The following is a 14,674-nucleotide window of genomic DNA, read 5'->3' on the forward strand; positions in this document are numbered from 1 at the left end:
AATATCTAAATAATATTCGATAATACAAATACCATGAAAAGAGTTGAAAAATGTTAATGTTAGAAAATTTATGGAATGTTATTGAGAATGAAATTCAAAATTCTCATAACATCAATATGTTGAATCAAATAAAAATTAAATATTTAGGAAAAAATGGTGTTTTTAATAATTATATGAAAAACTTAAAAAGTTTTTCTTTTGAAGAAAAAAAAAAATTCAGCACTATAATTAATAAAGTTAAAAAAAAGACTATATTTTCAATTAATATCAAAACAACTGAATTAAGTAAGATTATTCTTAAAAAACGTGTTGAAAAAGAAAAAATTGATATATCTTTACCAGGTCGTTATGTAAAAAATGGTTCTATTCATCCTATAAATCATAGTATTAAATTTATAAAAAATTTTTTTTATACATTAGGATTTCAATCTATTAATGGTTTAGAAATAGAAGATGAATATCATAATTTTAACGCTTTAAATATACCTAAAAATCATCCTGCACGTGATAATCATGATACTTTTTGGTTTGATGAAAACCGATTATTAAGAACTCAAACTTCTAATATGCAAATTCGTATTATGAAATCGAATAAACCGCCAATGAGATTCATTTTTCCTGGAAAAGTTTATCGAAACGATTACGATTCTACACATACACCGATGTTTCATCAAGTTGAAGGTTTAATAGTTGAAAAAAACATTAATTTTTCTCATCTAAAATGGATAATATACAATTTTATATTTAATTTTTTTAATAAAAAAATTTCTCTTAGATTTCGTCCCTCTTATTTTCCATTTACTACTCCTTCATCTGAGGTTGATATTATGATAGATTCTAAAAAATGGTTAGAAATTTTAGGTTGTGGCATGGTGCATCCGTTGGTATTAAAAAACGTTAATATTGATGCTAAAATATATTCTGCTTGTGCATTTGGACTCGGAGTGGAACGTATTACTATGCTACGTTATGGCATCTCTGATATTCGATCTTTTTTCGAGAATGATTTAAGATTTATAGAACAATTTAAACATATTTAGTGAGATGAAATGAAAATTAGTGAGAAATGGTTGCGTGAATGGGTGAATCCTAAAATAAATAGTCTTGTTTTAAGCGAGCAAATTGTTAATTCTGGTATAGAAATTGAATCTGTTCAAAAAGTTTTTCCTTTATTTAAAGGTATATTAGTTGGGAAAATAGTTTCTTGTGTTACACATGCTAAATATAATTTGCTTAAAATAGTTAAAGTGGATATAGGAAAAAAAAATTTATTAAATATTTTATGTAAAGCTGTAAATTGCAGAAAAGAAATAAAAGTTGCAGTAGCTGTTGTTGGGAGCGTATTACCTAATAATATAAAAATAAATGTAAAAAAAATTCACGAGTATACGTCGGAAGGAATGTTATGTTCTTTTTCTGAATTAGGTTTATTTTGTTCTAATGATCATAAGATAATTGAATTCCCGAAGAATATTCCTATAGGTATTGATGTTAATGATTATTTTGTATTAGAAGACAATATTATAAAAGTTAATACTACTGCTAATCGACCAGATGGATTAAGCATAATAGGTATCGCTCGTAATATAGCAGTGATAAATAATATGAACATCGCTTTATTAAAAGAAAAAAATAATCCTGTTAGCAAAAATCAGTTTCCAATTTATTCTGATTCCAAAAAAAAGGATATTAATTTTTTTGGCAGAGTGATTGAAAAAATAAATATAAATGTTCAAACTCCATTTTGGATGAAAAAAAAATTATTCATGTGTGAAATGTTGTCAGAAAATATCATAATGAATATTATTAACTATGTTTTAATTGAAATTGGACAGCCTTTAAATGTATTGAACTCAGATGCAATAGATTCTTTTATTCAAATTAAAACAAAAAATAAAAAAAAAGTGTTTAATTTAAAAAAAGATTTTAAAATAACATTAGATAACAGTATATTAGCATTTTTTGATAAATCAAAAATATTATTTATTCCTGGAAATATAAATTCTGATTTATTAGAAATTAATCGCAATACTAAAAATATATTTTTAGTTTCATATTCAGCGGATCAAGAATCTATTTTTAATATTATTAAGTTAGTTGGTTCTAATAAAATTCTTAACTACCATAATCATGGTATTGATTATTCTCTTCAAAAATATGCTTTGGAATACGCAACGGAATTGATTGTAAAGATATGTGGTGGAAATGCGGGTATTATTAGCTGTTATACAAATAGATCTAAATTAATTTGTTCAAATAAAATTAAATTATATTACAAAAATATTAATAAAGTAGCTGGTTTTTCTATTGATTCTAAAATTTTTTTAAATATTTTATTACGTCTTGACTATACAATAGAAAACAAAAAAGATTATTGGAATGTTTCGCCTCCAACTTGGAGATTTGATATATTAATAGAAGAAGATGTGATAGGTGATATACTTCGAATATATGGTTATAATAAAATTTCATTAGTTCCGTTGGAATCGAGTTTTAGTCAAGATTTTTATCAACAAACAAATGATTTTAAAAAAGATTATATGTTAGATAAATTATCTAACTCACTTGTTCATCGAGGTTACCACGAAGTAATTACCTATCCATTTGTTGATCCAATTTTACAAAAAAACATTTTATTAAATGATCAAAACGAATTGTTTATCTCAAATCCTATTTCTCAAGATTTTTCTTGTATGCGTAAATCATTATGGCCGGGCCTTATTAAGACATTATCTTACAATAAAAATCGTAAACAAGATAGTTTGCGTTTTTTTGAAAAAGGATTATGTTTTTTAACAGACGATCAAAAAACTCTTGGAGTACATCAACAAATTTTTTTAGGAGGAGTAATTAGTGGTTTTAACGAAAAAGAGAATTGGTACTCTAAAAGAAGAAAAATAGATTTTTATGATTTAAAAGGTGATTTAGAATCTATATTGGAATTAATATGTGGTTCGAATAATTATAAAATTAAACAATGTAAAGTGTTAGGATTACATTCAAATCAAAGTGCAAAAATTTTATTGAATAATAATGTAATTGGTAATTTTGGGAAAATAGACCCGATTTTAGAAGAAAAATTAGATGTAAATAGCGATACTTTTTTATTTGAGTTATTCATTGATAAAATTTTTAATTTAAAAATTTCTGAAGATTTTATAGTTAAAGAGTATTCTAAATTTCCAACTAGTCGTCGTGATATTTCAATATTAATCTCAGATAATATTTTATATTCAGAGGTTATTAAAGTATGTAAAAATTGTTTTTTAGATAAAGAAGTAAAAATTAATTTATTTGATATCTATTCATGTAAAAATTCTCCTAATAAAAAAAGTTTAGGAATTAGTTTTGTTTTTCAGCATCAAAGAAAAACTTTAAAAGAAAATGAAATTAATTTAATGCTTGACTATTGTATAAAAACATTAATAAATAAATTTCAAATTATTTTAAGGAAATAAATCTATGGTATTAACAAAAGCTAAACTTTCAGAAAATTTGTTTGAAAAATTAAAATTAACTAAACGTGATGCAAAATTATTTGTAGAGTTTTTTTTTGAAGAAATTAGAAAATCTTTAGAAAAAGGAGAGCACGTCAAATTATCTGGGTTTGGAAATTTTCAATTGAAAAATAAAAAAGAACGTCCAGGTCGAAATCCAAAAACAGGAGAAAAAGTCGTTATTTCAAAAAGACGAGTTGTGACTTTTAAAGCAGGTCAAAAATTAAAAAATCGTATTGAACATTGTTTTATGAAATCTAAATATTAATATTTAGTTCATTTTTAAAAGTAATAAAATATGAATATTAGTAATTTTTCTTTAGATATACCAAAGTCATTAATAGCTTTTTATCCTTCTTCGATACGAAGTCAATGTCGCTTAATGATCGTCAATGGTAATACAGGCGAAATAGCTCATACATTTTTTTTAAATGTTATTAATGAGATTAATTCTGGTGATTTAGTCATTTTTAACAATACAGAAGTGATTCCTGCGCGTTTATATGGCTTTAAGGAGACTGGAGGAAAAGTTGAGCTATTACTTGAAACAATATTAAGTAATAACAATATACTTGCATATCTTAAGTCATCTAATGTAGTTAATATTAATTCAAAACTGTTTTTTGGAACATATAATGATATTGAAGGATATGTAATTAGTTATAAAAAACCATTCTATGAAATTAAATTTAATAATAATCGTATTTCATCGCTTGATGTTTTTTATAAATATGGACATATACCCTTACCTCCTTATATTAAAAGAAAAAATTTAAAATTAGATGAAAATTTATATCAAACTATATATAAAAAAAATTTAGGTTCTGTTGCGGCACCGACCGCAGGTCTGCATTTTGATGCAGTTTTATTAGAAGAGCTATTTAAAAAAGGAATAAATATAGGATTTATAACTTTACATATAGGAAGTGGGACATTCCAACCAATTAAAACTGATCAAGTAGAAAAACATATTATGCATTCTGAAAAAGTTTACGTTTCTTCTGATGTAATTAATAAAATTAAAATATGCAAAAAAAATGGAGGTCGTATAATAGCTGTTGGAACTACTACATTACGTGCCTTAGAAAGCGCATATAATTCTATTTCTTGGAATAGTTCAAAAAATTATTCAAAGAGTACTAATATTTTTATATATCCCGGTTATAAACATCATGTTGTGGATGCGTTAATTACTAATTTTCATTTTCCTGAGTCAACATTAATTATGTTAGTATCATCTTTTTTAGGACATCAAAATACTCTCCACGCTTATCGTGAAGCAATTAAAGAAAAATATCGTTTTTTTAGTTATGGAGATGCTATGTATATTACACATAATAAATTGGCTCCTTATGAAAAAATATAAAATTAAAAAATTTTAATTTAATATGTTATTTAACCGAGGAAAACACGTGAAATTTCAAGTTATAAGTCAAGAAAAAAACGCAAGATATGGGGTTTTTCATTTTAATAAAAAACGTATAGAAACTCCTATTTTTATGCCTGTGGGAACATATGGAACAGTAAAAGGCTTGAGTACTGAAGAAATTCAAAATACTGGCAGTGAAATAATTTTAGCTAATGCATTGCATTTATATTTAAGACCAGGTCAGGATATAATTAAACTACATGGAAATTTAAGAAATTTTATGAATTGGAATGGACCTATTCTTACAGATTCCGGTGGATTTCAAATTTTTAGTCTTTCAAAATTCTGCAAGGTGAATCAAGAAGGAGTAATTTTTAAAAATCATATTAATGGTCAAAGTTTATTTTTGACGCCTGAACTTTTAATGGAAATTCAATTAAATTTAGGCTCAAATATCATTATGGTTTTAGACGAATGCATTTCATACACTAAAGACTGGACAAAAACAAAAAATGCTATGGAAAAATCGTTACATTGGTCTAAGAAATCTCGTGAATATTTTGATTTAAATAAAAAAAATGATAATCTTTTATTTGGAATTATTCACGGAGGTATATATGAAAAATTACGAATAATTTCTTTACAAGAATTAATTAAAATGAATTTTGATGGATACGCTTTAGGTGGTTTAGCCGTTGGTGAATCTAAAACTGAAATGTATAAAATTTTAAATTATATTGTCCCAAAAATGCCAAAAAATAAACCAAGATATTTAATGGGCGTAGGTAAACCGGAAGATTTAATAGAGAGTGTATATCGTGGTATCGATATGTTTGATTGTGTACTTCCAACTCGCAATGCTAGGAATGGACATTTATTTGTAACTAATGGTATAATAAAAATTCGAAATAAAAAATATAAGAAAGATTTATCTGTATTAGATCAAACATGCGCTTGTTATACTTGTAAAAATTATAGTCGATCATATTTACATCATTTAGATTCTTGTAACGAAATTTTAGGAGCGCGTTTAAATACTATACATAATTTACATTATTATCAAACATTAATGTGCAATATAAGAAATGCAATTAAAGAAAAGAGATTCGATGATTTTATAAAAAATTTTTATGATCAAAAAAAATAAATTTATATTTATAAACGTACTAAGGAATTTGATAAAATGAGTATTTTCATTGATAATGCTATCGCTGCAGCGAATTCACCAATAGAAGGAAGTTCTTATTCTTTAATTTTTATGTTATTAATTTTTTTATTAATTTTTTACTTTATGCTTTTTCGTCCTCAACAAAAAAAAGAAAAAGAACGAAAAAATCTTATGAAATTAATTGCTTTAGGTGATGAAGTCATGACGACTAGTGGTTTCTTAGGTCGTGTAAAACATATCACAGAAGATGGGTATATTTTATTAGAACTAAGTGATACGAACGAAGTTTTTATTAAAAAAGATTTTATAACTTCATTACTTCCTAAAAATACTTTAGAATCTTTAAAAAAGATAAAAAATTAAAAATTTTTAAATTCACTTTTAATATAAATAGGAAAATTTTGCTATTTTAAAAAAAATGTTTTTTATTTTTTTTAATAAAATTAATCTATTATTTTTAATTTCAATATTGCAATGATTTATTTTTACTTGATCGAAAAAATTATTTACAGGTTTTTCAAAATTTTTTAATTTTGATAAAATTATTTTATAATTTTTTTCCATAAATAATTTTTTTGTATCATTATTAAAACTATTTATTTCTTTGAATAAATTTTTTTCTTCTTCTATTTGTATTAAATTAGTATTAATTTTAATATTACTTATATCTTTTTTATAAACAGTTAATATATTAGATATTCTTTTTATTATTAACAAAATTGATTTTAATTTTTTTTCTTTTTTTAAATTTGATATTGCTTTGATTCTTTTATCAATGTCTACAATATCTGTTATTTGGAAAGATAAAACTGATTGAATTACCTTAATATTATATCCTTGTTTTTGATAAAAAGATAATAATCGTAATTTAAAAAAATTTATGATTTTTTTAGTTGTTAAGATATAATCTAATTCTTTTTTATTGTAAATTTTAATACTGTTGTAAACTAAAGATTCCAAATCTAAAGACATATTTGTATCGATAATAATGCGTATTATTCCTACAGCTGCTCTTCTTAAGGCAAATGGATCTTTATTTGATAATGGTATTTGATTAATTAAAAACATACCACATAAAGTATCTATTTTATCAGAGATAGATAATATTGATCCCATTAAGCTGGATGGAAGTATATCTTCAGAAAAAGCTGGTAAATATTGTTCTTTGATAGCAAGAGCAATTTCATATTTTTCTTGATCCTGAATAGCATAATGCATTCCGATAACTCCTTGTAATTCTGGAAATTCACACACCATTTCTGTAATAAGATCGCATTTAGATAAAACTGCTGATTTTATTAAATCAATTTTGTTATTACTATTTGATATAAAATTTACTAGTGATTGTAATCGTATAGTTTTATCATATAACGTACCTAAATCTTTATAGAATAAAACTTTTTTTAACAATGGAAGATAATCTAATAATTTTATTTTTCTATCTTTTTTTAAAAAAAACATTACGTCAGATAACCTAGCTTCCATTACTGTTTCATTTCCAAATATAATTTGGTTTTCTTTTTTTGAATGTATATTAGTAATCACAATAAAATATGGTAAAAGCTTTGTTTTATTATATATTGGAAAACATTTTTGTTGTTGTTCTATTATATAAACAAGAATTTCATTTGGTATACATGTAATATATTTTTTTTTGAAATTCGCTAACATACCTTTAGGCGATTCTACTATTGAATTTATTTCTTCTAAAAGGTTCAAGTTGATTTGTGTGTATCCATTGACTTGTTTTGCAATTTCTTTAATGTTTTTTTTAATTTGTTCTTTTCTAATATTATAATCAGCTATTATATTACTATGTTTTAATAAAACAGACGGATACTCCTGAGCATGGTTAAGATATATTTTTTTTTCTTTAAAAGAAATATGATGGTGAACTTTATTCTTAGAGTCAATATTAAAGATTTTTTTATTAATTATTTCATCATCTAACATCATTACAATATTTCGAATAGGACGGAAAAATTTTATATTGTTTTCTTCCCATCGCATTAAGTTTTTAATATTAATTGTTGTTAACGACATTTCTGTTATTTGAGGAAGTAATATTTCAATTTTTTCTTGTTTTTGTTCCACATGATATGCTAACCATGCACCTTTTTTGTTTGTGAACTGATGCGCTTCATGTATTTTAATTCCCATATGATTAGCCCAAGAACATGCGGATTTTGTTGGCATTCCATCTTTATCAAAAGAATTTTTTAAAGAAGGTCCTTTTTTTAAAATTTTTTTTATTTTTTGAGAACTATCAATATCTAAAATTTTTAATGCCAATCTTCTAGGGGTAGCAAAATAATAAATTTTTTTATATTCAATATTATTTAAATGTAATGCATGAATAAAATTTTCGTAAAATATAGTTATTACATTGTATAATATTCTAGCAGGAAGTTCTTCTGTTCCTATTTCAACTAAAAATGTTTTTTTCATTTTTTTCTCTTTTTATTTTGATATTAAAAGTTTTATTTTTTTATTTTGAGGTGTTTTTTTGCAATTTGTTTAGTGATACTTCTGATTTTTAAAATATAATTTTGACGTTCGCTAGAAGATATTGCTTTTCTCGCATCTAATAAATTAAATATATGATTTGCTTGCAATACTTTTTCATATGCTACTAAGATTAATGGTTTTTGTAAATTTATTAAATTATTTGATTCCAACATATATTGTTCAAAATATTTAAATAATAAATCAATATTTGAATATTCAAAGTTATATTGTGATTGTTCTATTTCATTTTTTTTAAAAATATCACCATAGGTAATCGTTTGAAATTGATTCGAGTCCCAAATTAAATCATATACATTTGATTGACTTTGAATATGCATTGCTATTCTTTCTAAACCATATGTAATTTCTACAGTTACAGGATTACATTCTATTCCACCTACTTGTTGAAAATAGGTGAATTGAGTGATTTCCATTCCATTAAGCCATACTTCCCATCCAATGCCCCAAGCTCCTAAAGTAGGATTCTCCCAATTATCTTCTATAAAACGTATATCATTATTTTTTTGATCTATTTTAAGTAAGTTTAATGATTCTAAATACATATTTTGAATATTTTTCACTGGAGGTTTAATGATTACTTGAAATTGATAGTAGTTTTGTAATCGATTTGGGTTCTTTCCATATCTTCCGTCAGTTGGTCGTCTGCAACATTGTATATAAGCGGCTTTAATAGGTTTAGAACCGATAGCTCCTAGAAATGTTATATTATGAAACGTACCTGCACCCATTGGTAAATCTAATGGTTGAAAAATAGTGCATTCTTGTTTTATCCAGTATTGTTTTAAAATTTGAATTAATTCATAAAAAGTATTTTTACGATTTTTCATTGTATACCTTAAAGAAGATCAGTATTTATTTTGTATATTATATATAATGATGTTTATAATCTATATATTTTATGTAGAAAATTATATAAAAAATAGCTGAATAATTAGGAGAAATTTCAATATGATCACAATTAGTAAAGAAGCTCAATTAGCACATAATGCTTTATTATCAAAAGGTTTGGAAAATCCTATTTTAAAAGAATACAATGGTATAGAAGAAAAAGAAAGAGAATTATTAATCACTAAATATATATATAAAATTATGCATATTTTAAATTTAGATATAAAAAATGATAGTTTAAAAAATACACCTAACCGTATATCAAAAATGTATAATAAAGAAATTTTTTTAGGTTTAGATTATAAAAATTTTCCTAAGATTACGTTTATAGAAAATCTAATCAAGTCAAATGATATGATTATTGTTCGTGATATTACATTAATGAGTACTTGTGAGCACCATTTTATCACTATTTATGGAAAAGCTAGCATTGCATATATTCCTAAAAAAAAAATTATTGGATTATCTAAAATAAATAGAATTGCGCAATTTTATTCAAAAAGACCTCAAATTCAAGAGCGTTTAACTAAACAGATACTAGTAGTATTACAAACTTTACTTGATACTAAAGATATTGCAATTATTCTCAATATGCATCATTTTTGTGTTAAAGCGCGCGGTGTTTGCGATATCAATAGCACTGCTATTACTTCTTCTTTACAAGGGTTATTTAAAACTAGAAAAAGCATTCGTGATCAATTTTTTTTAAAAAATAATATATAAAATAAATATATTTACTTTATTTAATTGATTAAAATATTGTTTCTCAGTATGATATTACTTTGAATTTATGAACATTTTTATATTTTAATTAATTTAAATATAATAAATTAATTTTATGAATATTTACCAAGTTCTTGGAAAGTTAAAATGAAATATATTGGTGCGCATGTTAGTACTTCAGGTGGTTTAGAAAAAGCAGTATTTCGAGCATTTCAATTAAATGCTACAGCTTTTTCATTTTTTACTAAAAATCAATTACAATGGTCTGCGTCACCTTTAAGTTTAATAAATATAAATATTTTTAAAAAATCCTGCGTTAAATATAATTTCTTTTTTAAAAAAATTTTACCACATAGTAGTTACTTGATTAATTTAGGTCATCCTGATAATGATTTGTTACAAAAATCTCGTGTAGCATTTATTCAAGAAATGCAGCGTTGTAATGATTTAGGCCTGTATTATTTGAATTTTCATCCTGGTAGCCATCTAAATAGAATTTCAGAAACAGATTGTTTATCAAGAGTTTCTGAATCAATTAATATAGCCTTAGAAAAAACTAATAACATAACAGCTGTAATTGAAAATACTGCTGGGCAAGGAACTAATGTCGGATATTGCTTTGAACATTTATATGAAATTATAAAACAAGTAGATGATAAATCTCGCGTAGGTGTTTGTCTAGATACTTGTCATTTATTTGCTTCAGGATATGATTTGCGAACTAAAGAAAATTGTCAAAATACATTTAATAAATTTTTTAATTTAATAGGATTAAAATATTTAAAAGGTTTACATTTAAATGATTCAAAAAAAGATTTTAATAGTCGTGTTGATCGACATGAAAATTTAGGATTAGGTTGTATTGGAACGTTAGTTTTTGAGTGGATCATTAAAAACAAGTGTTTTTCTAATATACCAATGATACTAGAAACGAGCAATTCATCAATATGGTCAGAAGAAATAGCTTGGTTAAAATCATTAAAAAAATAATATTACATGTTAATATATATTTTTCATTATAAGAGAGAGTTTATTATGCTGATTATCAATGCAAAGGTAAGAGAAAAAAAAGGAAAAAGTTTTAGTAGAAAATTACGTATGCAAAATAAATTTCCAGCCATTTTATATGGGTTAAATAAAATTCCTATACCTCTAATTTTAGATCATAATTCTGTTTTTAATTTACAAAAAAAAATAGATTTTTATCAAAAAACGTTATCTTTATTAATTGCAGGAAAAGAGTATGCAGTAAAAGTTAAATCTATACAAAGACATCCATTTAAACTAAAATTATTACATATTGATTTTTTATATATTTGATTATATTAGTTTGAAAAAATTATAATATGCTTGATAATACTTGTCTAAAAATTATCATAGTGGGATGGAATTGTATCAATATCAATCCAAAAAATCCAAATAGTAAAAATATCAGTGCAATAAATCCAATATTTTTTTGTATAATATTCATATTATCTTTGTTCTTTATTTTTTTTATTTTCCACCATTTTGATATCAACCATATGCCTATCCAAATGAAAATAGCAATAATTAATAAAAACCATTTGAAATAATTATTACTGGAATCTGTGGGTATATTAATAGTTATACCTGCAATAATTCCTGGAAAAAAATAAACTGGAGGCCATAATATGCACCCTATAAAACTAGGAAAAATAAATTTTTTTAATGGTAATTTTAACATACCTGAAACCATAGGTATTAATGGTCTAGTTGGACCTATAAAACGACCTATTAATATTGTTAACATACTGTGTTTATGCAATAATGTTTCAGTTTTTTTTAATATTTTTTGATGTTTTTTTAAAAAAGATAAATTGTGTAACCACTTTTTAAAGTATAGTCCAATATAATATGACAACCAATCTCCTAATAAACATCCGATAATTCCTGCAATCCAAGCAGGATAAAAAAACAATTTTTTATTACCTATAAATGTACCTAATGTTGCCATTAATACTATTCCTGGTAGTAATAAACCAATCAATGCAAGAGATTCTAAAAAAGAAATAATGCCTACTATGCACAGTGAATATATTAAAGAATGTGTTATTAAAGATGTTAACCAATATTCCATAGATATCCATTATATAATTGTATTAATTTTAATATATTATGTGAAATTAAATATATTTTATACTTTATATTTTTTTTGAAAAAATCTCAAGTAAATATTTGATATTAGAATATCATTATAATATAAAAATCGTTATAATAAAAAATTTAAAATAAAGAGAATGTAAAGAAGAATAAAAATGAGAGTTTATTTTATTGTAATTTTATATATATTTTCAAGTTTATTTTCGAGTTGTTTTGCTCAGATTTTTGAAATTGATAAAATTGTTGCTATTGTAAATAATCAAGTTATATTAGATAGTGATATAAATCAAGTACTGTTTTATTTAAAACAAGAAAAAAATTCAGTTACAGTTCCTTTAAAAATTAATTTTTTTAGAGATAAAATATTAGAAAAATTAATTATAGATTCTTTAATTTTAGAAGAATCAAAAAAATTTAACATTGTAGTTTCTGATACCCAAGTAGATACAGTACTCAGAAATATTGCTTTCGAAAAGCATATTACTTTGAATGAATTAAAAAGTAATATTATATTAAATAATACTAATGATTTTTTTAATTATAATGATTATATAGAAAATATAAAGAATTCATTAAAAATCAAAATGTTACAGGATTATTTTTTAAAGCAAAATGTTCATGTATCTGAAAAAGAAATATATCATTTATTAGCTCAAAAAATACAAAAACAGAATGAATTAAAAAGAATTAATTTAAAATTTATTATTTTACCGTTTTCACCAAGAGAAAATGATAAAATCATTAAAAATAAAAAATTTTTAATTAATCATCTTTTTGAAATGATTAATAACAATTCTAATTTCGATTATTTTTATAAAATTTTTAAAAAAAATAAAAATATTTTTTTATCAAAACATGTATCATTAAAACACTTAAAAAACTTAAAAAAAATTTTTCCTAGCACGCTGAATATTTTTAAAAACAATCAAGTATTAGGCCCTGTTTTAGGAGAAAAAGGTTTTTATATTATCAAAGTAAACAATATTGAAAATAATAGCATCAAAAAAATAATTACTGAATTTCATATTCAACATTGTTTCATATGTCCTTCTATTATTTTAGATGACATACAAGCTAAAAAAGATATTTTTAAAATATATAACAATATAAAAATAAATAATTATAGTTTTGAGCATGCTGTAGAAAATTTCTCATGTGATTTTTATTCATCCCATAAAAAAGGCGATTTAGGTTGGATATCAAATAAATCCTTTGATGGTGCTTTTAAAAATATTTTAAAAAATTTACATAACAATGAAATTAGTAAACCAATCAGATCTAAATATGGATGGCATATAATCAGATTATTAGAAACACGTCAAATAGATGAAAGATGGAAAATTGAAAAAGAAAAAATTTATCAAATGTTGTTACAACATAACATCACAAAAGAAAAAAATAATTGGATTGAAAAAATGAAAAATTCATCTTATATTAATATTTTTCAATATTAATATGATACTGGAACAATGTGAATAAGATAAAAAAATAATATTTTTTAAAATTAAAATTATGTAATATGATGAGTTGAAAAAAATTTAAATGAAAAAGCATATTCCTATAAAAAAATTTAGTCAAAATTTTCTTGTAGATTTGAGTGTGATTAAAAAAATAATTAAATTTATTAATCCGCAGTTAAATGAAATATTGGTTGAAATTGGACCGGGATTAGCTGCTATCACTCGACCTATTTGTGATTTGATAGATCATTTAATTGTGATTGAAATTGATAAAATTTTATTAGATAGATTAAAACAGTTCTCATTTTATTCAAAATTAACAGTATATCATCAAGATGCTTTAGCATTTGATTACATAAAGTTATTTAATAAAAAAAATAAATTAGTTCGAATTTTTGGTAATTTACCATATCATGTTTCTACGTCTTTAATATTGCATTTATTTAAAAGAATTAATATTATTAAAGATATGAATTTTATGCTACAAAAAGAAGTTGCTGAACGTTTAATTGCAACTCCAGGTAGTAAATTATATGGTCGTTTAAGTATTATTTCTCAATATTATTGTAATATAAAAGTTTTATTGCATGTGTCTTCAAAATGTTTTAAACCAGTTCCTAAAGTAGAATCAATTTTTCTTAATTTGACACCTTATACTGATTATTTCCCTTATTTTACTTATAATGTAAACGTTCTTAGTTATATTACAAATTTAGCTTTTCAAAAAAGAAGAAAAATATTACGTCATAGTTTAGGTAAAATATTTTCTGAAAAAGTTTTTATAAAATTAAATATTAATCCCAAATTAAGACCTGAGAATATTTCTATATTACAATATTGTCAGTTATCTAATTATATGATAGAAAATAATATTCATCAGGAACATGTTTGTATTTAAACATATATTTTATATTTTAAA

Annotated in this window: 14 protein-coding genes; 11 read left to right on the forward strand and 3 right to left on the reverse strand. The window is 23.3% G+C overall.

Translation table 11 applies throughout. From position 1 onward, the window contains the following. Positions 1-50 precede the first annotated feature (50 nt). The 6 genes from pheS to yajC are packed head-to-tail and all read left to right on the forward strand — an operon-like array spanning position 51 to position 6,397. Entirely contained in the window at positions 51-1,040 is a 990-nt protein-coding gene (gene pheS / locus IX46_RS00650) for a phenylalanine--tRNA ligase subunit alpha (protein ID WP_053940104.1), read from the forward strand. A gap of 9 nt (positions 1,041-1,049) precedes the next feature. Then, complete coding sequence (pheT, locus tag IX46_RS00655; protein WP_053940105.1) at positions 1,050-3,458, forward strand: phenylalanine--tRNA ligase subunit beta; 2,409 nt, start codon at positions 1,050-1,052, stop codon at positions 3,456-3,458. Between the two features lie 4 nt (positions 3,459-3,462). Then, a complete protein-coding gene (locus IX46_RS00660; protein WP_053940106.1) occupies positions 3,463-3,765 on the forward strand; it encodes an integration host factor subunit alpha in 303 nt (100 codons plus the stop codon). 30 nt (positions 3,766-3,795) lie between these two features. Then, positions 3,796-4,863 carry a tRNA preQ1(34) S-adenosylmethionine ribosyltransferase-isomerase QueA gene (gene queA, locus IX46_RS00665; protein ID WP_053940107.1) on the forward strand — a complete coding sequence of 356 codons (1,068 nt, stop codon included), beginning with the start codon at positions 3,796-3,798 and terminating at the stop codon, positions 4,861-4,863. A gap of 46 nt (positions 4,864-4,909) precedes the next feature. Beyond that, positions 4,910-6,013 carry a tRNA guanosine(34) transglycosylase Tgt gene (tgt, locus tag IX46_RS00670; RefSeq protein WP_053940108.1) on the forward strand — a complete coding sequence of 368 codons (1,104 nt, stop codon included), beginning with the start codon at positions 4,910-4,912 and terminating at the stop codon, positions 6,011-6,013. A gap of 36 nt (positions 6,014-6,049) precedes the next feature. Further along, positions 6,050-6,397 (forward strand): preprotein translocase subunit YajC, encoded by a 348-nt coding sequence (gene yajC / locus IX46_RS00675; protein ID WP_053940109.1) that lies wholly within the window; start codon positions 6,050-6,052, stop codon positions 6,395-6,397. Between the two features lie 18 nt (positions 6,398-6,415). Here the strand turns inward: yajC and glyS are convergent, their stop codons facing one another. Then, the gene (glyS, locus tag IX46_RS00680; protein ID WP_053940110.1) at positions 6,416-8,482 is read right to left on the reverse strand and encodes a glycine--tRNA ligase subunit beta; all 2,067 of its coding nucleotides are present in this window, start codon (positions 8,480-8,482) and stop codon (positions 6,416-6,418) included. Positions 8,483-8,514: 32 nt separating this feature from the next. Then, positions 8,515-9,390, reverse strand: coding sequence for a glycine--tRNA ligase subunit alpha (gene glyQ / locus IX46_RS00685; protein WP_053940111.1), 876 nt, complete (start codon positions 9,388-9,390; stop codon positions 8,515-8,517). A gap of 121 nt (positions 9,391-9,511) precedes the next feature. Here glyQ and folE point away from each other — a divergent pair, with 121 nt between their 5' ends. The 3 genes from folE to rplY all read left to right on the forward strand — a co-directional run bounded on the left by folE (position 9,512) and on the right by rplY (position 11,494). Continuing rightward, the gene (gene folE, locus IX46_RS00690; RefSeq protein ID WP_053940112.1) at positions 9,512-10,174 is read left to right on the forward strand and encodes a GTP cyclohydrolase I FolE; all 663 of its coding nucleotides are present in this window, start codon (positions 9,512-9,514) and stop codon (positions 10,172-10,174) included. A 147-nt stretch (positions 10,175-10,321) separates the two neighbouring features. Beyond that, complete coding sequence (gene nfo / locus IX46_RS00695) at positions 10,322-11,164, forward strand: deoxyribonuclease IV (protein WP_053940113.1); 843 nt, start codon at positions 10,322-10,324, stop codon at positions 11,162-11,164. A 45-nt stretch (positions 11,165-11,209) separates the two neighbouring features. Next, complete coding sequence (rplY, locus tag IX46_RS00700; RefSeq protein WP_053940114.1) at positions 11,210-11,494, forward strand: 50S ribosomal protein L25; 285 nt, start codon at positions 11,210-11,212, stop codon at positions 11,492-11,494. A 19-nt stretch (positions 11,495-11,513) separates the two neighbouring features. On the opposite strand, the gene IX46_RS00705 is transcribed toward rplY, so the two are convergent. Beyond that, on the reverse strand, positions 11,514-12,272 hold the full coding sequence (locus tag IX46_RS00705; RefSeq protein ID WP_053940115.1) for a DedA family protein: 759 nt from the start codon (positions 12,270-12,272) through the stop codon (positions 11,514-11,516). A 178-nt stretch (positions 12,273-12,450) separates the two neighbouring features. Between IX46_RS00705 and IX46_RS00710 the strand changes: the two genes are divergently transcribed. Together IX46_RS00710 and rsmA are read left to right on the forward strand one after the other, a co-directional pair. Beyond that, complete coding sequence (locus IX46_RS00710; RefSeq protein WP_053940116.1) at positions 12,451-13,749, forward strand: peptidylprolyl isomerase; 1,299 nt, start codon at positions 12,451-12,453, stop codon at positions 13,747-13,749. Positions 13,750-13,837: 88 nt separating this feature from the next. After that, the gene (gene rsmA / locus IX46_RS00715) at positions 13,838-14,653 is read left to right on the forward strand and encodes a 16S rRNA (adenine(1518)-N(6)/adenine(1519)-N(6))-dimethyltransferase RsmA (protein ID WP_053940117.1); all 816 of its coding nucleotides are present in this window, start codon (positions 13,838-13,840) and stop codon (positions 14,651-14,653) included. Positions 14,654-14,674: the final 21 nt, after the last annotated feature.

This window comes from Buchnera aphidicola (Aphis glycines), from assembly GCF_001280225.1.
In the GTDB taxonomy this organism is placed as follows: domain Bacteria; phylum Pseudomonadota; class Gammaproteobacteria; order Enterobacterales; family Enterobacteriaceae; genus Buchnera; species Buchnera aphidicola_E.

Bases quoted from the DNA above. Each gene is read 5' to 3' on its own strand.
- nfo (WP_053940113.1), top strand. From the start codon at position 10,322: ATGAAATATATTGGTGCGCATGTTAGTACTTCAGGTGGTTTAGAAAAA.
- queA (WP_053940107.1), top strand. From the start codon at position 3,796: ATGAATATTAGTAATTTTTCTTTAGATATACCAAAGTCATTAATAGCT.
- rsmA (WP_053940117.1), top strand. From the start codon at position 13,838: ATGAAAAAGCATATTCCTATAAAAAAATTTAGTCAAAATTTTCTTGTA.
- glyQ (WP_053940111.1), bottom strand. From the start codon at position 9,390: ATGAAAAATCGTAAAAATACTTTTTATGAATTAATTCAAATTTTAAAA.
- pheT (WP_053940105.1), top strand. From the start codon at position 1,050: ATGAAAATTAGTGAGAAATGGTTGCGTGAATGGGTGAATCCTAAAATA.
- folE (WP_053940112.1), top strand. From the start codon at position 9,512: ATGATCACAATTAGTAAAGAAGCTCAATTAGCACATAATGCTTTATTA.
- IX46_RS00705 (WP_053940115.1), bottom strand. From the start codon at position 12,272: ATGGAATATTGGTTAACATCTTTAATAACACATTCTTTAATATATTCA.
- pheS (WP_053940104.1), top strand. From the start codon at position 51: ATGTTAATGTTAGAAAATTTATGGAATGTTATTGAGAATGAAATTCAA.
- IX46_RS00710 (WP_053940116.1), top strand. From the start codon at position 12,451: ATGAGAGTTTATTTTATTGTAATTTTATATATATTTTCAAGTTTATTT.
- yajC (WP_053940109.1), top strand. From the start codon at position 6,050: ATGAGTATTTTCATTGATAATGCTATCGCTGCAGCGAATTCACCAATA.
- glyS (WP_053940110.1), bottom strand. From the start codon at position 8,482: ATGAAAAAAACATTTTTAGTTGAAATAGGAACAGAAGAACTTCCTGCT.
- IX46_RS00660 (WP_053940106.1), top strand. From the start codon at position 3,463: ATGGTATTAACAAAAGCTAAACTTTCAGAAAATTTGTTTGAAAAATTA.
- rplY (WP_053940114.1), top strand. From the start codon at position 11,210: ATGCTGATTATCAATGCAAAGGTAAGAGAAAAAAAAGGAAAAAGTTTT.